We start from the raw sequence: 17,143 nt of genomic DNA, 5'->3' as shown, positions 1-17,143 counted from the left end.
CATCAAGGGCGACGGCCGGGATGCCGACAACATCAAGCCCGACTCCTCGTTCTCCAGGGACGGGCATGCCGGCGAGACCTTTGACTACATGATCTGTAATCCGCCGTACGGGAAGTCATGGAAAAAAGAGGAAGACTTCATCAAGGCGGAAGCGGCCAGAGGAACAGCAGGGAGGTTTTACGCCGGTCTCCCGCGCATCAGCGACGGACAACTTCTCTTTCTGCAACATATGATCTCGAAGATGAATGCACCTGCTGATGGGGGGAGCAGGATCGCGATTGTCATGAACGGTTCTCCCCTCTTCACCGGGGACGCGGGATCTGGCGAGAGCGAGATCAGACGCTGGATCCTGGAGAACGACTGGCTGGAAGCGATCGTGGCTCTTCCCGATCAGCTCTTCTACAACACCGGGATCAACACCTATGTCTGGGTGCTGACCAACCGTAAGACAGAGGAGCGGTTGGGGAAGGTGCAGCTCATCGATGCCACCTCATGCTACCAGAAGATGCGAAAAAGCCTGGGGGACAAGCGCCATGAGATCACAGACGACCAGATCCTGGAGATCACGACGTGGTTCCAGGCCTTTGAGGAGAGGGAGCATGTGCGGATCTTTTCCACCACCGATTTCGGCTATCGGAAGATCACTGTTGAACGCCCTCTCCGCCTGAATTTCTGCATCTCGGCAGAGCGCATCGAACGTCTGCGGTCCGAAAACGCTTTTCAGAGTCTTGCGACCAGCAAAAAGAAGGGAGACGCCGGTGCTGCTGTGGTCGCTGAGGGGAAGCGTCTTCAGGATGGGATCCTCGGCACCCTCCACGAGATGGAGAGCGATCAGATCGTTTTGGACCGGCGGGTGTTCGAGAAGACGCTCATGGCCGGGTTCAAGCGTCATGGACTGAAGCTCAGCGCACCCCTGAAGAAGGCGGTTCTCTCGGCCCTCTCCGAGCGTGACGAAACGGCCGGGCCATGCCTTGATGCGAAGGGCCGGATCGAAGCCGACCCCGAACTCCGTGATACGGAAAATGTGCCGCTCGGCGAATCTGTCCGGGAGTACTTCGAGCGCGAGGTGAGGCCGCATGTGCCGGATGCCTGGATCAACGAGGAGGTCGTCGATGAAAAGGACGGTGGCGTCGGAAAAGTGGGTTATGAGATCAATTTCAACCGTTATTTCTATACCTACACGCCCCCGCGACCGCTGGAAGAGATAGAAAAGGATATCAAGGTACTGGAAGCGGATATCATTGATATGGTAAAGGAGATGATGGGATGAAGGTCCGGCCCTATATTCCCGACACTCTGCCCCTGGACTGCATCGAGTGGGAGGTCCATATTCCGCAGATCGCGTCGGCAAACCGCGCCCTTGCTCGCTATGATGGGACGCTCATCGCCATACCAGACCCCGAGATCCTGCTCTCCCCGCTCCTGACCCAGGAGGCCGTGCTCTCGTCCAAGATTGAGGGTACGCAGGCCTCACTCACCGATGTGCTCAGGTTCGAGGCGAACCCGAAGGAGCAGATCACCGATGCGATCCGCGCCGACATCCAGGAGATCATCAACTACCGGGAGGCCCTCAAGGTTGCGGTGGAGAGACTTGGGACACAGCCCCTGGATATCCAGATGATCTGCGACCTTCATCGGATCCTACTCACCAGCGTCCGCGGGAGGGACCGCGAGCCCGGATGCATCAGGACGATCCAGAACTTCATCGGCAGCGACTCATACATCGAGCACGCCGTCTTCGTTCCCCCTGCACCGGCTGACGTGCCCGGGGCGCTGGAGAACTGGGAGGGGTACCTGCACAGCGACGAGAAGGACATTCTGGTGCAGCTTGCCGTGCTCAAGGCGCAGTTCGAGTTGATCCACCCCTTCTGTGATGGGAACGGCCGTATCGGGCGCATGCTCGTCCCGCTGATCCTCTTTGGCAAGGGCCTGCTGTCAAGTCCGATGTTCTATATCAGCGCCTATCTGGAGCGGAACAGGCCGACCTATTATGACCATCTCCTCGGCATTTCCCGAGAAGGAGACTGGAATGGCTGGATCGCGTTCTTCCTTGGGGCAATTGAGGAGCAGGCAGAGGACAATGGCCACAAGGCGAAGGCGATCTTGAAACTCTATAATGAAATGAAGCAGACGGTGCCGGAGATCGCCAAGTCGCAGTATTCCGTCGCTGCCATCGATGCGATCTTCCGAACGCCGATCTTCACCTCCTCGGAGTTTTACCAGAACTCAACAATCCCCAGGAAGACTGCTGAGCGCATCCTCACGCAGTTAAGCGAGGCCGGAATTGTCGACGTGCTCGCCGAAAAAGAGGGGAGGAAACCCGCGATGTACATCTTCCCCCGCCTGATCGCCATCACCGAGGAGGGACGGTTGTGAGACATCCATGTCCCACAAAAAATTTTGTGCGACATGAAACGCGAAATATGTCGCACAAACGATCTTGTGCGACACCGATGAGGGACAACGAGGTGCGGGCATGAGCGAACCTGCCGTCACGATCGACTTCACGGTGGTGAAGGAGTGGAAGCGGTACCCGGCGTATAAGGATTCGGGAGTGGGGTGGCTAGGGGAGGTGCCGGAAGGGTGGGATGTAAAAAAATTATCGAATATATGCACTATCACCGTGAGCAATGCAGATAAAAAAACTGAAGATGGGGAGAATCCCATTTTGCTGTGTAATTACATCGATGTGTGGAAAAATGAGCGGGTTGATAATACTTTTGACTTCATGTGCGCTTCAGCGAAAACCTCTGAGATTTCAAAGTTCAAATTAAAGAAAGATGATGTTATCATTACAAAGGACTCCGAAACTCGTGAAGATATTGCAAGTCCAGCGATTGTTGTCGAAGATCTGACCAATGTAATCTGTGGCTATCATCTGGCAATATTAAGGCCTGATACGGTAACATTAGAGGGGCAATATTTATTTTGGGTTCTCTCATCCTCAAAGATACGTGATCAGTTTGTCTGTGCTGCGAATGGTGTGACACGCTTTGGGCTAACAATATCCGCCATAAAATCTGCTCTATCATATGTCCCTCCCATTCCTCAACAACGCGCCATTGCCGCCTTCCTCAACCGGGAGACCGCCCGCATCGATGCCCTCGTCGAGAAGAAGCGGCGCCTCATCGATCTCCTCAAAGAGAAGCGACAGGCGCTGATCACCCGTGCCGTCACGAAGGGCCTCGACCCCTCAGTGGAGATGAAAGATTCGGGGGTGGAGTGGCTCGGAGAGGTGCCTGTTGGTTGGAATGTCATAAAACATGGGCAACTGATAGATTCTATTGATCAGGGGTGGAGTCCACAGGCTGAAGACCGAATTGCAGAAATAGATGAATGGGCGGTTATAAAACTCAATGCTGTTTCGAAAGGGAAATTCCTTCCCTTAGAGCATAAGGTTCTCACGGGAGACTATAGCCCTGAGGACAGATGGACCATCAATATTGGTGATTTTTTAATTACTCGTTCGAATACTCCAGATCTCGTTGGGGATGTATGCCTTGTTGATCAGACAGGTAATAGGAAGTTGATTATTTCGGATCTCGTTTTTAAACTAAACTACAATCTAAGCACTGTGAATCCAGCGTATATTAAATACTGGATGTTAAGCCGAACCGGTCGCTACCAGATAAAAAGAGATGCCCGTGGATCGAGTAGATCGATGGTGAAGATATCACAAGGTATTGTGAAAGCATGGTATGTTGTACTGCCACCCCTTCTCGAACAACACGCTATCACCTCTTTCCTTGACCGTGAGACCAGCCGCATCGACACCATCATCGACACCATCAACCGACAGATCGAGAAACTTCAAGAATACCGCACCGCTCTCATCTCTGCCGCTGTCACCGGGAGGATCGACGTGCGTGAGGAGGTGGAAGTTACATGAAGCGGGATATGGATCTGATCCGTCAGATTCTCCTTAAGATTGAAGAGTATGATGGAGATTCAGAAATACACAACCTCCCGGTAGAGAACTGTTCCCATGAAGAGATAACATATCACGTCTATCTGCTCTTAGATGCAAAGCTGATTGAAGGCCACATATCGTATGGTATGGACACCGTGAAACCAGCGGGTTATGCGATCTACCGTATGACCTGGGCCGGTCACGACTTCCTCGACGCCTGCCGGGATGAGGGAAGATGGCAGAAAGCGAAGAAAATAATCGATAAAAATCTTAAAGGTGCCTCATTCAACATAATCAACATGCTTCTTGAGGAAATCATGAAATCTCAGGCTATTCCGGCATTAACGGCATTATTATAGGCACAAATCATCTTATTGTGTGAATGAGAACACTGTATCCTCTTTTTTTGTGGAAATATTTCTTTTTCAGCCCATCCCCTTTTCAGCCACGGCAAGGAGATACTCACGGAGGATCGCCGCGATGATCATACGGTCCTCCTCCCTGAACGTCGCCCCTCCATGCATCGCCTTGTTCCCCATGCTGCGGATCGTGTTCACATAGCCTAGCACACGGCGGTCGAGGAGATTGTGAGCCTTCATCATGCCGCACATCTCGTCGAAGGTCTCCCCATTGGTCGGGAGGTCGTGGGTGGTGCAGACCATCTTCGTCACTCCCTCAGCGATTGAACGGGCGACGGCGATTGCCGTGGCCGGCGTGGCGGTGGCGAGGTCACGGACCTGATCGAGTCCTGCATAGGAGGGATGGCGGCGCACCCGGTCTTCCAGATCGGCAAAGACCTGCGGCTCCGGCCTCCAGGGAAGCGCTTGTTTGAGTCTTGGCCTGACCTCCCGCGGCTCCGGGCGGGGGAGAGTATAGGCGATCTCAAGAGTGGCCCCATTCCCCTTTGGCGGAGCCTGCAGGATCTCGTCGCCCATCTCCATCAGCTGATACATCACCGAGCAGCAGACTGGCATCTGATGATGGCTCTTGCCTGGATATCCCCCCAGTGCTCTATGGAGGTCGCCCGATCGGATCGTCACCGACGACCCTCCGGCCTTGGTGCTTTTCTGGAAGATCTGCTCCATGGCATCCCTGAACCCATCGGCAGACAGCGGCATAGTTAAACCCTGGCACTCCATAAGCACAAATCGATCCGTTCTTCCGGTCTGGATGGTCAGAATCGGCATCCACCCTTCAGAAACAATAGATTCATCAGATCTCAAGAGATATCATCAACCATCGACACCCCAGCGTACCAATCAGAGGCGGAAATCCTATGACTGCAACCATATCTGAAGCTGACTTCGAGACCACCATCGTCACGACTCTCGCTGGCGCCCGGACCCGCACCCTCGACGAGGAGAACCCCTTCGTCGACCCGCGGGCGACCTACACCATCAGGACAAGCGCAGACTACGACCGCAACCTCTGCCTCATCCCCAAAGACCTCTGCGCCTTCATCTACGCAACGCAGGGAGAAGAGTGGGAGAAACTCAAAGCACAGCGTGGTGCCGACACACGGCATGCGTTTCTCAGACGGTTGAAGTCGGAGATCGAAAAACGCGGCACTATCGACGTCCTCAGAAAGGGAATAAAAGACCTCGGCTGCACCTTTCACCTCGCCTATTTCAAGCCGAACTCCGGCCTCAACGAGACACACAAACACCTTTACCGCTCAAACATCTTCTCGGTCGTCAGACAACTCCACTTTTCCACCAGAAGCGAGAAGTCTCTCGATCTCGCCATCTTCGTCAACGGCATCCCCATCTTCACCGCCGAACTCAAGGACCCCCTCACAGGCCAGACGGTGAACAATGCCATACAACAATACAGAAAAGACCGTGACCCAAAAGAGCCTCTCTTCAGGTACGGCCGCTGCCTCGCCCACTTTGCCGTCGATCCCCTCAGGGTCTCCATGACCACCCAGCTCGAAGGCGATGAAACAAGGTTTCTCCCCTTCAACCGCGGCGACCCCCTGGACCGGGATCACCCAGAGGAGAACCCGAAAAATCCCGACGGCTATGCCACAGCCTACCTCTGGGAAGAAGTCTGGAACCCAAAAAGCGTCCTCGACATCATCGAGCACTTCGTTCAGGAAGTGGATAAACACGACAAAGACGGCAAAAAAATCGGCAAGAAGATTATCTTCCCCCGCTACCACCAGCTCGACGCCGTCCGCCGCATCATCACCCATACACATGCCGCAGGAGCGGGGCAGGCCTACCTCGTCCAGCACAGCGCAGGCAGCGGCAAGAGCAACACCATCGCATGGCTCGCGTACTATCTCACTTCTCTTTATGACCACGAAGACCGCCGTCTCTTCGACTCGGTCATCGTCATCACCGACCGCAGAGTCCTCGACCAGCAGTTGCAGGAGAACATCAGACAGTTCGAGCAGGTGAAGGGCGTCGTCTCCACCATCTCAGGTCGTAAGGCAAAAAATCTCTCCGAAGCTTTCAGCGAAAACAAAGACATCATCGTTGTCACCGTCCAGACATTCCCCCATGCCGTCGAAGAGATCAGCAGACGCCCGGGCAACCGCTTCGCCGTCATAATCGACGAGGCTCACTCCTCCCAGAGCGGCCGGAGCGCCCGGAGTGTCAAGGAAGTCCTCTCGCCTGCCTCACTACAGGATGCCGAGACCGAAGACACAGAAGACGAGGACAGTGAAGACGCCATCAATACCACGGTTGAAGAATATATCAAAAAGACCCAGCGCCTTCCCAATGTCTCGTTCTTCGCCTTCACCGCCACACCAAAACAGAAGACCCTGGAACTCTTCGGGCGGAAAAACAGGTACGGAAACTTTGAGGCCTTTCATCTTTACACCATGCAACAGGCCATCGCCGAAGGCTTCATTCTCGACGTGCTGGAGAACTACACCACCTTCAAGGTCTATTTCGAACTCCTCAAACGGATCAAAGACGATCCGCAGTACCCCAAGCGGAAGGCCACCGCTCTTATCCGGTCCTATGTAGACCTCCACGAGCACGCCATCAACAAAAAGTGCGAGATCATCCTCGACCACTTCACGCATGAGACCATGCATCGGATCGGCGGTCAGGCCAAGGCAATGATCGTCACCAGATCCCGTCTTCATGCCGTACGGTACAAGCAGACCATCGACCGTTTTATCCGTGATCAGGGCCTCCCCTTCAAGGCACTCGTCGCATTCTCCGGTGAAGTCGTCGACCCCGACCTCAATGAAAAGTTTACCGAATCAGGTATGAACGGGTTCTCCGAGCGGCAGACCGCTGCCGAGTTTGAGAAGCAGGAAAATCGTATCCTGATCGTGGCGAACAAATACCAGACAGGCTTCGACCAACCTCTCCTTCATACCATGTACGTCGACAAAAAGCTCTCAGGTGTCGCAGCAGTCCAGACTCTCAGTCGGCTCGACCGCATTCACCCGCAGAAGACGGAGACGATGGTCCTCGACTTCGCAAACGGTGCAGATGAGATCGAGAAGGCGTTCGCCCCCTACTTCCAGAAGACCCTCCTGGACGAGCCGACAGACCCGAATAAACTCTACGATCTCCAGTATCGCCTCGATCATTACTCCATCTACACCCCCGAACAGGTGGAAGCCTTTGGAAACGAGTACTTCTCCAGAAAGGGTCGACAGGAAAAACTCCAGGCTATTATAAAAGAGGTCGTCGGGCAGTATATCTATCTGGAAAAAGAGGACCGTGACGATTTCAAAAAGACTCTCCGGCAGTTCGTCAACCTGTATGCCTTCCTCTCACAGATCATCACCTTCCAGGACGTCCCGCTGGAAAAATATTACCAGTTCGCGAGGTACCTCAAAAAAGCCCTTCCAAAGGACGACGACAGACTCCCGATCGATGTTATTGAAAACATCAACATGGAGTCCTATTCCATCCGTGAAACATCGAACGGGCAGATCATGATCAACGCCGACGGAACACTCCAGCAGCCTGACGACCGCCCCACACAGGCACTACCTGAAGAGTGCGCCCCCCTCTCCGAGATCATCGAATATATCAATGAAAACTTCGGGACTGATTTCACCGATGAGGACAAGATCGCATACTTCGCCGACGATATGGAAAAACGCCTGATCGGAAACACGGCGCTCCAACAGACATTCAATCCAGACATCAACTCCCGGGACAATATCAAAATCGCCTTCAACAACTTTTTCGATGATACCTTGGTTGAGATGCTCTCTACCAACAAGGAGATCTTCAAAAGGATCAACGACGACAATGCATTTGCCCTGCTCTTCAAGAACTACATGTTCAACCGGATCTATACCCAGTTGCTGAGCGGTACAGGTTGAAGATTCTGTTTGGACGGGGGTCCTGATCTGGGATTTCCCATCTCTCATTATGAGAAAAAAGAGAAGACCAGATCACATCATCTTCTTCCCTGCCCCGTCTCCCGGGGAGCAGGTGAAGACATCGGTGATCTTGAAGACGATCAGGGACTTCGCCGGATACTTCTCGGACTTCGCCTTCACCGTCGCCCGCATTTTCTCATAGTCAGGGCCCGAGGTGAGGATCTCGATGTCCCCCTTGATCTGAAGGCAGCCCTTCGTCTCCGGCCCCCAGAGGAATATCGCCGCCCTTGTGTTCTCCTGCAGGTTTGCCAGCGTCTTTTTCATGTAGTTGTCGGCGATCCAGACCGTCTCGTCGTCGACAAGCCAGACCGACTTCATCGGAACGACATTCGGTTCGCCGGCCTTCGAAGCGGTCGCAAGCGGATAGACCGGCGCCTTCAAAAAGGCCTCTTTCATCTCTGGTGTCAGTTGTACCATAGGGATCACACCCCTTTCGACCCCGGTGCAGATGAATCTGACGGATGTTCCGGAAAAAAGGAGGTTTTGAGATAGAGAAAAATTGCTTTACGCCGGTTCAGGGATTGACCAGGTGGATACGCTCCCCCGCGCCCGGTCCAGGAGTACAGGAGAAGACTTCGGTGATCTTCACGACGATCAGGCTCTTTGCAGGCGCCTGAGACATCTTGGACAGCACGATCTCCCGCATCTTCTGGAAGTCCTCGCCCTCGGTGAAGATCGTCACGTCGCCCTTCACCTGGAAGCAGCCCTTGATGTCGGGACCCCAGATATAGATGGCGACATGGGGGTTCTCCTTCAGGTTGGCCAGGGTTTTTTTCATGAAGTTGTCGGCGATCCAGATTGTCTCGTCGTCCATGAGCATGCAGAAACCGATCGGGACAACATTCGGGATGCCGTCTTTCGAGGCAGTCGCCACCGGGAAGACCCTGACCTTCGAGAAGGCCTCTTTCATTTCTTCTACCAGTTTGACCATAGTTGATCATATCCCTCTCTACATCAGCAGATATATACCTGCGTGTTACAAAAATATACTTCCGGATGCCAGATACAGAATTCTATAGCAAAGAAGATTCCGTAGGCACGGCGGACGATCCTGTGCGTGAGATCAGAGAAGAACTACGGGCGCTCAGGAAAGAGGTGCATGACCTCTCAGAAGGGCGCAACCGCCTCCAGAACGACGGCGTCCTTGCGGCGATGCAGCGAGAATTCGGGCGGGTCGCCATCGGCGCTCATCTGGAGAGCGCACGTGCAGGACTGGAAAAAAAACTGGAAAGGACCTGTCCTGAGCGAGAAAAGTGCATTGAAACCTTTTTTCACCAGATCATGGAGAGTGTCGGGACGATCACCGACGGAAGGGCCACGAGGGAGGAACTGGCCCGCTATCACCACCGTATCAGGGACCTCAAAAAGGCGGCCCCGCCGTCCTGTACTCCATGTTTCGAGGAGGCGACCAGAATACTCAATAAACAGGAGGAGATTGCAGGGTCGCTCGGGATCCTCAGGGAACAGGAGGATGAACCCTCCATCATATCGATCCCGGTGAAAGAGACGGTGAAAAAGGTGCTCGAACCCACGGCAAGCATCCCGCGCCTCGGCATCCTGATGGAACTCGCCGCGGACTCCCGTACCTTCTCGGGCCTCTCCGCGACCACCGGCCTGCGGGGAGGAAACCTTCTCTTCCACCTCGAAAAACTGGAAGGTGCAGGCCTGATCTCCCAGAGGTACGAACGGGGCGAGTACGAACTCACCGCCTCAGGATACCGTGTCCTGAGGGGCATCGCCCGGATCTCCGCATCCCTGCCGGGTTGCGGACAGAAAGGTGAACACACAGACAGAAAGATATAAACAATTCAGGAGGAGAGATAAGATCCATGTGCGCCCGTTTTCTGGACCGCTTTTTCAGACCAAAGCCGTATATCGTGGAAAGTATCCCGCCACCCTCGATCTCCCACGGCGCCGGGATGGTGGTCCCTGAATACAAGACCAGGCCGTACTTCATCGTCGCATCGGTCGAAATGGGGAACACAACGACGAAATGCATCCTCACCGGCACCGACCTCGACACCGGCATGACCTATGTCATCAACAAGACGGTGAAGATGAGCCGCGACGTCAGGCCGCCAAAACCCGGGGAGGATGTCTTCGGGGCAACCCTCGACGGCACAGAACTCACCCGCGAGTCTGTCACCGAACTGGTGCGTGACACCCTTATCGAGTGCCACAGGGAGGCGGGCCTCTCAATCAAGGACGACCTCGACTTTGTGGTGCGGAGCACCGGTGTCGTCGCCGCCATGGACTCTCCCGACCAGGTGGGCGAGTTCGTGATCGCTCTCGCCAATGGCTGCCTTGCCGCGGGAGTCCCCCCCAGGAAGATGACGCCCCCGATGTCGAAGGAGAACCTCTCGAAAAAACTGCAGCACTACAGTTTTGCCGACAAGGTTGTCTTTGTCGGGGCGGTCGCCGGCGTGATCCCCCCTGTCGGAAGCTCGGGGGTCGAGATGGTCGCCAACGAGATGGAGGGCGAACTCGCGATGGCCGGGATCAAGGAGGGCGCAAAGGGTACACCGATCGATTTCCGCAACCCCTGTCTCTCGATAGACTTCGGGACGACCCTCGATGGAAGGATCACCTCTGACGTCGACCCTGCGGCCGAGAACCCCTTTGCACATACCATCGGAAACTTCTGCGGCCTTGCAGGAGCGATCCCTGACGCTATCGTCAGGGGGACAGGCCAGGTCGAGGGGAGGACCGGCACGGCCCTCGACATGTTCGGTGACAAAAGTGTCATCGAGGGGCTGTCGCGGTTCGGGAGGAGCGCGGCAACCGTCGAGGACTATGTGGAACAGGCACACCGTCACATCGACATCAGGGTCGTCCCGCCCGACCGCAGCCGTTTCGGCCGGGTGCCGGTCAGCGCGAAGGTCGCCCATGACTCGGGAGTCGCCCTGATCGGGTGCGATGTCGGGGTGAACGGGAGCGAAACCGGAGCACTCAATACGATCGGTGCAGAGATCTATGAGAAGTACGGCAAAGGACTGCTCGTCGATGTGATCGACCACGTCTGCGCCAGAATGGCCCTCAGGCTCATCGATGTTGCGGTCGAACACACCATGGTCCCGGAAAACGCCTCCATCGGGTTCACCGGACGGGCGGCGATATCAGGGAGAAAACCGCAGTATATCCTTGACGGGATCACCGAGCGCGGTCTCTTTAAAGACCCGCAAAACCATGTGGTCTTTGTGGACGACGGGCTTGCACGCGGCGCCGCCCTGATGGGGCGGTGCATGAACTCCCTCGGCAAGCCGAAGAACCCCCTGGGCGGCGTGAGGGGCGGTCCGTGCATCATGGGCAGGCGTATCAAGATAGGAAAGTGAGGAATCCCATGGCAGAAGAAGAACTCTATGATCTGGTCATCCCGCCAGGTGTCCCGAGAAGCGTGATCCGGGATATCATCGGCAAGTACGACGTCGAACTGGTTGACAGCCCGCAAAGGCTCTCCTTTGCAAACATGGACGGCGACATGCGAAACCTCCTTGCCTTCCGCGGCAAGATGGACGTTCTCCAGAAAGCGGAAAAGGACATGGTAGCACAGGTCAAGGATTTCATCGGCTCCGACTAATTCTTTTTTTTTTGCAGGAAGAGCAGAAGGCGCCTGCTCGAAAACCTGCGTTTCAGGGGGGGTCAGAGGTCCGCTTGATCGGGAAAATCGGGACGGGGAGATATTCTCATGTTCAGATCAAAGTATCCTTCTGATTCATCGCCTTCCCCTGAACACAGGCCGGGGGACTACGCCGAAAATCAGAGATTTTCTTGTGCTCACTCCGTTCGTCCCCGCTCAGGATTGGGCTTCGAATGGGTAAGCCCTGCATTTTGAAGAGGAGGCTGCTCTCCACCCCTATCCTAATAGCGGGGGTCTGGGGGGCGGCAGCCCCCCAGTGGAGGATGCCGCTCAACCGCCTACCCTAAAAACAGTCGAGAAAATCTTTGACTTAAAAAAGATAAAACGCGGTCGCACCTGAGGTGCGACCCCGTTCACCGGATCAGTTTGACGAGAAGCGCCTTCTGGGCGTGGAGACGGTTCTCGGCCTGGTCCCAGACAATGCTCTGCGGCCCTTCCAGCACATCTTCGGCGATCTCCTCGCCGCGGTGGGCGGGCAGGCAGTGCATCACCACGGCGTCGGGTTCGGCACGCGCCACGACGCCGGAGGTGATCGTATAGCCCTGGAAGGCCCTGAGACGCTCTTCCCGTTCGGCCTCGTTGCCCATCGAGACCCATACGTCGGTGTAAAGGGCGTGTGCGTCCTCTGCCGCCTCTTCAGGCGTGGAGAAGAATGCAACCTTCGCACCCCGCACCCTGGCCTCCTCCAGGATCCCGGCGTCGGGGTTATATCCCGAAGGACATGCGATCCTCAGTTCCATACCCGTATAGGCCGCGGCAAGGAGCATCGAGTTGCAGACATTGTTCCCGTCCCCGATCCATGCAAGCCTCAGTCCGTCCAGGGAGGAGAAGCGCTCGCGCAAGGTCAGGAGGTCGGCAAGCACCTGGCAGGGGTGTGCGATATCGGAGAGGCCGTTGATGACCGGCACCGACGAATACTTCGCGAACTCTTCGAGGGTGCTGTGCTTGTAGGCCCGGATCATGATGGCCGAGACATACCTGGAGAGCACACGCGCCGTGTCCCTGAGCATTTCGCCCCGGCCGAGCTGGAGGTCGTGGGGGTTGAGGAAGAGGGCATGGCCCCCGAGGTCGTGCATCCCTGCCTCGAAAGAGACACGCGTCCGCGTCGAGGCCTTCTCGAAGATCATGGCAAGGCTCTTCCCGGCCAGAAGGGTATGAGGAGTTCCCTCTGCCCTGAGCGCCTTGAGCCTCTCGGCCTCGTCGAGGATCTCCTCTATCTCGGTGGCGTCCGCGTCAAGAAGCGTCAGAAAATCCTTCTTCATCGTATCCCCTTCATATGTGCAATCCTCCTGTCGAGGAGGGAGGTCTTGCCGATATCGTGTCTGTACCACACGCCGCCTTTCACCGCCGCCGCCGCCTTTTCGGCCTTTGCCTCGGCCTCTTCAAGGCTGTCGCCGAGCCCGACGAAGGCCATCGTCCGTGAAGTGAGGGTCGTCAGCTTCCCGTCCTTTTCGCCGACATTCGCATAGTACAGCAGGGCGTCGCCATAGTCCCCGACCTCGATCGGCGCTCCGGCGACCGGTGTGTCAGGATAACCCTGAGGCACGAGGTACTTGCAGACCGTCGCCTGCTTTGCGAAGTCCACATGAGCGGGCGAGAGCGTCCCGTCGATGATCCGGCAGAGGACCTCGGCAAAGTCGCTCCTGATGAGAGAGAGGACATTCATCGCCTCGGGGTCGCCGAAGCGCGAGTTGAACTCCACGACCTTCGGGCCGTCCCGCGTGTTCATGAACTGACCGTAGAGAATGCCGCGGTACGGCTGGCCCTCGGCGATCATCGCCGCAACGGCGTTCCGCATGATCTCAAGGGCGTCGCGGTAGTCTGACGGCGTCACAAAGGGCAGGAGATGATCCTCAAGGGAGTACGTCCCCATTCCCCCGGTATTCGGGCCGCTATCCCCTTCGTACGCCCTCTTGTGGTCCTGCACAAGGGGCATCGGCACCAGGTGGTTCCCGTCGACAAAGGCCTGGAGGGTGAACTCCTCGCCGATAAGCCGTTCCTCAAGGACGACGACGCCGTGGAGAGTGCGGGCATATTTCTTCGCACCCTCACGGTCCACCTGCTCGCCCATGACCTTGACCCCTTTTCCACCGGTCAGACCGATCGGTTTGACCACAAGGTCGCCGTCATAGGCGTCGATGTACTCGCAGGCCTCCCCGGGGTCCTGAAAGACGCGGTAGTGCGGACACCCGGCGATGCCGTGCTTCTCCATCATGTTACGGCAGAACGCCTTGTCCGTTTCAAGCCGTGCCGCCATCCGCGTCGGTCCGACGCAGGGGACACCCTGTTCCTGGAGGGTGTCGGCAATGCCGGCCTCGAGTGGTGCCTCGGGCCCGATGATGGCAAAGTCGACACCGCTCTTCTTTGCAAAATCCGCGACAGCCCCTACATTGGTCTCTTTTTCGAGGAGAACGCCCTCAGAGAGAGACGCAATGCCAGGGTTGTGCCGGGCCATTGCCGTATAGAGTTTTACACCACTGTTGCAGGATAGGGCCCGTGCAATCGCGTGCTCCCGGCCGCCACCGCCCACAACAAGAATCTTCATGTCCATCATTATATGCCTCTCCCCCATAAATGATTACAGGTTCATCATCTCTGAGGCCGTCGTCAACGGGACGAGGGGCACCCCCTCCCGTGCAAAAGTATCGGACGCCCCGCTCTCCCGGTCCACGACCGAGGCCACGGCAACGACCCGCGCCCCTGCATCCCTGAGCACCCTGACCCCGAAGAGCGCGGACCCCCCTGACGTGGTGACGTCCTCGACAAGGAGGACTGCCTTCCCCTTCACGTCGCCGATGACGAGGTCGCTCTTGCCGTGGTCCTTCTGCTCCTTCCTGATGATGGCGTACGGTTTTCCCGATACAAGCGAGGTGGCGACCGCAAGGGGCACCGCACCCACCGCAACGCCTGCGACGACATCGAACATGAACCCCTCTGCAAATGCCTCGCCTATCCGGCGGAGGAGAGCGGGGTCGGTGATCGCCGTCTTGATGTCGAGATAATACGAACTCCGCGCCCCGGACGCCAGGACAAAGTCCCCGATCTCAATGGCCCCGTGATCTTTGAGCAGTTCTGCAATTTCCTTTACCATGGTACTTTCTTCACTCCGATGAGATATCCGATGATGTTTGCAGCACGGTGGAGGAGGGGCGTGAGGATGAGAATCCAGACAAAGACCCCGAGAGTCACATTCTCCATGACCCAGCCGTACTGGAAGACAAGCAAGAGACCGAGAGATCCGGCAACGAGGTCATACTGATCGGCGATGAGCCATTGCTCTCCGCTCTCCTTTCCAAGCCGCCTTTTGATAAAACTCTTTACCATATCGCCAAGAAGCGCCCCGAAGGCAAGGAGGCACACCGTTATGAGCGTATGCTCGGGGAGAGAGGTGAGCCCGAAGGTGTCCCTCGCCGCAATCTGGACGATACCCACGGCGACACCGCATGCGACGCCGAGGATAAAACCCCGCCAGGTCTTGCCGTCGCCAAGGACCCTGCGGCCGTCGCTCCAGGTCTTCCCCATGTCCACGGGTGCACCGCCTCCGAGGGCGGCGGCGGCCGAGTTAGGCACATAGGCCGGCAGCATCACCCAGATCGCCACGATCAGACCGGATATAATCGAATCGATAATAATAATTATTCTCCCCACAATTTCTACTTAAGTTTAAATCTCAATTCGCTCTAAACATTGTGTCATCACTGTATAGCACAGGTAACCAATATATGAAACGCTATTGTAAAGATATGCCGGTGGATGAGATATGCTTCTGAAAAAAACCAAGAGTCTTTGCCCCGTTTGCAAAATGGTGCTTGACGCAGACATTTGCGAGGAGGACGGGAAGGTCTGGATCTCCCGTACCTGCCCGGAGCATGGAGAGGCGAAACACCTCTACTGGTCGGATGCAGAGATGTACAGGCGGTTCGATGCATTCGAGGAGATGGGAAACGGTGTCTCCAACCCCCAGAAAGAGACCGTACCCGACACCTGCCCGGCAAATTGCGGGATATGCTCAGGCCATAGGTCGACCACTCTTCTTGCCAATATCGACCTGACAAACCGGTGCAACCTCCACTGCGACTTCTGTTTCGCCAATGCTCAGGCATGCGGGTTTATCTATGAACCGTCCTTCGACGAGGTCGTCGAGATGATGAAGATGCTCAAGAGCGAAAAGCCGGTTCCCACGCCGGCCGTCCAGTTTTCTGGCGGCGAACCGACGATGCGCGACGACCTCTTCGATATCATCAGAAAGGCAAAGGAACTCGGGTTCTCACAGGTCCAGATCGCAACGAATGGGATCAAGATCGCAATGGATCCTGCATATGCACAGGGACTCAGGGACGCCGGCCTGAGCACAGTCTATCTGCACTTCGACGGCATCACCCTGGAAACGAACCCGATCCTTCAGGCAAGCCTGAATGCCGTGAAAAACTGCGCAAAGGTCGGCCTCGGCGTCGTGCTCGTCCCGACGATCATCAATGGGAGAAACGACCATGAGATCGGTGCAATCCTCAGGTTTGCCGCAGACCGCGTGCAGGTCGTGCGTGGCGTCAACTTCCAGCCGGTGGCCTTCACCGGTGCCGCAAGCGAGGACGACATCAAAAGAGAGCGGATCACCATCCCCGACCTTGCCGAGAAGATAGAGGAGCAGACCGGCGGCATCATCAAGAAGAGTTACCTCTACCCTGTCCCCTGCGTCGTCCCGATCTCTGACCTCGTCGAGACGTACACCGGAAAACCGCAGGTCAGGTTCACCACCCACCAGCACTGCGGCGCCGCGACCTATGTCTTCGTGACTGAGGAAGGACTTGTCCCGATCAACGAGATGGTCGACGTCGACGGGTTCTTCGAGGCCATCAGGACGATGACCGACAGGCTGAAGGACGGCGGGACCATCAACAAGTACCGGGCGCTCATCGAGGGCGTCAGGGACATGAGCGTCTCCGCATCGAACGGCGAACACGGCGGTGCGACACAGTTCTGGACGCTCCTCGGGAAAACGCTCGTTTCGCAGAATTTCGACGCCCTGCGGGACTTCCACTGGAACGCGCTTTTCATCGGCACGATGCACTTCATGGACAACTACAACTACGACATCAGCCGTGTCCAGCGCTGCTGCATCCACTATGCCACGCCAGACGGCAGACTGATCCCCTTCTGCACCTACAACTCGGGGCCGGTGTACAGGGAGGAGGTCTGGAAGAAGTTTGCCCGGCCCCTCCCGAAAGAGGAGTGA

General features: G+C 56.3%; 16 protein-coding genes. 9 read left to right on the top strand and 7 right to left on the bottom strand.

Annotated features, from left to right (window positions below):
- The 4 genes from PHP59_RS01785 to PHP59_RS01770 all read left to right on the top strand — a co-directional run.
- A partial coding sequence (locus PHP59_RS01785) for an N-6 DNA methylase (protein ID WP_300162673.1) occupies nucleotides 1-1,270 on the top strand: 1,270 nt, incomplete at its 5' end.
- On the top strand, nucleotides 1,267-2,376 hold the full coding sequence (locus PHP59_RS01780) for a Fic/DOC family N-terminal domain-containing protein (protein WP_300162670.1): 1,110 nt from the start codon (nucleotides 1,267-1,269) through the stop codon (nucleotides 2,374-2,376). The genes PHP59_RS01785 and PHP59_RS01780, both read left to right, overlap by 4 nt.
- 100 nt (nucleotides 2,377-2,476) lie before the next feature.
- Nucleotides 2,477-3,889, top strand: a complete 1,413-nt coding sequence (locus PHP59_RS01775) for a restriction endonuclease subunit S (RefSeq protein ID WP_300162668.1) — start codon at nucleotides 2,477-2,479, stop codon at nucleotides 3,887-3,889.
- Nucleotides 3,886-4,269 (top strand): DUF2513 domain-containing protein, encoded by a 384-nt coding sequence (locus PHP59_RS01770; protein ID WP_300162665.1) that lies wholly within the window; start codon nucleotides 3,886-3,888, stop codon nucleotides 4,267-4,269. The genes PHP59_RS01775 and PHP59_RS01770 overlap by 4 nt, the downstream gene beginning before the upstream one ends.
- A gap of 66 nt (nucleotides 4,270-4,335) precedes the next feature.
- Here the strand turns inward: PHP59_RS01770 and PHP59_RS01765 are convergent, their stop codons facing one another.
- Complete coding sequence (locus tag PHP59_RS01765; RefSeq protein ID WP_300162662.1) at nucleotides 4,336-4,995, bottom strand: hypothetical protein; 660 nt, start codon at nucleotides 4,993-4,995, stop codon at nucleotides 4,336-4,338.
- 191 nt (nucleotides 4,996-5,186) lie between these two features.
- Between PHP59_RS01765 and PHP59_RS01760 the strand changes: the two genes are divergently transcribed.
- Nucleotides 5,187-8,213, top strand: coding sequence for a DEAD/DEAH box helicase family protein (locus tag PHP59_RS01760; protein WP_300162659.1), 3,027 nt, complete (start codon nucleotides 5,187-5,189; stop codon nucleotides 8,211-8,213).
- Between the two features lie 72 nt (nucleotides 8,214-8,285).
- Here PHP59_RS01760 and PHP59_RS01755 read toward each other — a convergent pair whose 3' ends face one another.
- Both PHP59_RS01755 and PHP59_RS01750 read right to left on the bottom strand, forming a co-directional pair.
- Nucleotides 8,286-8,690 carry a pyridoxamine 5'-phosphate oxidase family protein gene (locus PHP59_RS01755; protein ID WP_300162656.1) on the bottom strand — a complete coding sequence of 135 codons (405 nt, stop codon included), beginning with the start codon at nucleotides 8,688-8,690 and terminating at the stop codon, nucleotides 8,286-8,288.
- A gap of 97 nt (nucleotides 8,691-8,787) precedes the next feature.
- Nucleotides 8,788-9,204: a pyridoxamine 5'-phosphate oxidase family protein gene (locus PHP59_RS01750; RefSeq protein WP_300162653.1), complete on the bottom strand. Its 417-nt coding sequence runs from the start codon at nucleotides 9,202-9,204 to the stop codon at nucleotides 8,788-8,790.
- Nucleotides 9,205-9,326: 122 nt separating this feature from the next.
- On the opposite strand from PHP59_RS01750, the gene PHP59_RS01745 reads away from it, so the two are divergent.
- The 3 genes from PHP59_RS01745 to PHP59_RS01735 are packed head-to-tail and all read left to right on the top strand — an operon-like array spanning nucleotide 9,327 to nucleotide 11,850.
- On the top strand, nucleotides 9,327-10,076 hold the full coding sequence (locus tag PHP59_RS01745; protein WP_300162650.1) for a helix-turn-helix domain-containing protein: 750 nt from the start codon (nucleotides 9,327-9,329) through the stop codon (nucleotides 10,074-10,076).
- A 26-nt stretch (nucleotides 10,077-10,102) separates the two neighbouring features.
- Nucleotides 10,103-11,605: a methanogenesis marker 14 protein gene (locus PHP59_RS01740; protein WP_300162647.1), complete on the top strand. Its 1,503-nt coding sequence runs from the start codon at nucleotides 10,103-10,105 to the stop codon at nucleotides 11,603-11,605.
- An 8-nt stretch (nucleotides 11,606-11,613) separates the two neighbouring features.
- Nucleotides 11,614-11,850: a hypothetical protein gene (locus PHP59_RS01735; protein ID WP_300162644.1), complete on the top strand. Its 237-nt coding sequence runs from the start codon at nucleotides 11,614-11,616 to the stop codon at nucleotides 11,848-11,850.
- A gap of 413 nt (nucleotides 11,851-12,263) precedes the next feature.
- Here PHP59_RS01735 and argF read toward each other — a convergent pair whose 3' ends face one another.
- The 4 genes from argF to PHP59_RS01715 are packed head-to-tail and all read right to left on the bottom strand — an operon-like array spanning nucleotide 12,264 to nucleotide 15,495.
- Entirely contained in the window at nucleotides 12,264-13,172 is a 909-nt protein-coding gene (argF, locus tag PHP59_RS01730) for an ornithine carbamoyltransferase (RefSeq protein ID WP_300162641.1), read from the bottom strand.
- Entirely contained in the window at nucleotides 13,169-14,461 is a 1,293-nt protein-coding gene (gene purD, locus PHP59_RS01725) for a phosphoribosylamine--glycine ligase (protein WP_300162682.1), read from the bottom strand. The genes argF and purD overlap by 4 nt, the downstream gene beginning before the upstream one ends.
- Nucleotides 14,462-14,488: 27 nt before the next feature.
- A complete protein-coding gene (pyrE, locus tag PHP59_RS01720) occupies nucleotides 14,489-15,001 on the bottom strand; it encodes an orotate phosphoribosyltransferase (protein ID WP_300162638.1) in 513 nt (170 codons plus the stop codon).
- Nucleotides 14,995-15,495: a CDP-2,3-bis-(O-geranylgeranyl)-sn-glycerol synthase gene (locus PHP59_RS01715; protein WP_300162679.1), complete on the bottom strand. Its 501-nt coding sequence runs from the start codon at nucleotides 15,493-15,495 to the stop codon at nucleotides 14,995-14,997. The genes pyrE and PHP59_RS01715 overlap by 7 nt, the downstream gene beginning before the upstream one ends.
- A gap of 175 nt (nucleotides 15,496-15,670) precedes the next feature.
- Between PHP59_RS01715 and tes the strand changes: the two genes are divergently transcribed.
- Complete coding sequence (gene tes / locus PHP59_RS01710; RefSeq protein ID WP_300162635.1) at nucleotides 15,671-17,143, top strand: tetraether lipid synthase Tes; 1,473 nt, start codon at nucleotides 15,671-15,673, stop codon at nucleotides 17,141-17,143.

Source organism: Methanofollis sp. (genome assembly GCF_028702905.1).
Classification (GTDB): Archaea; Halobacteriota; Methanomicrobia; order Methanomicrobiales; family Methanofollaceae; genus Methanofollis.
This window is presented reverse-complemented; position numbering and strand designations above follow the sequence as displayed.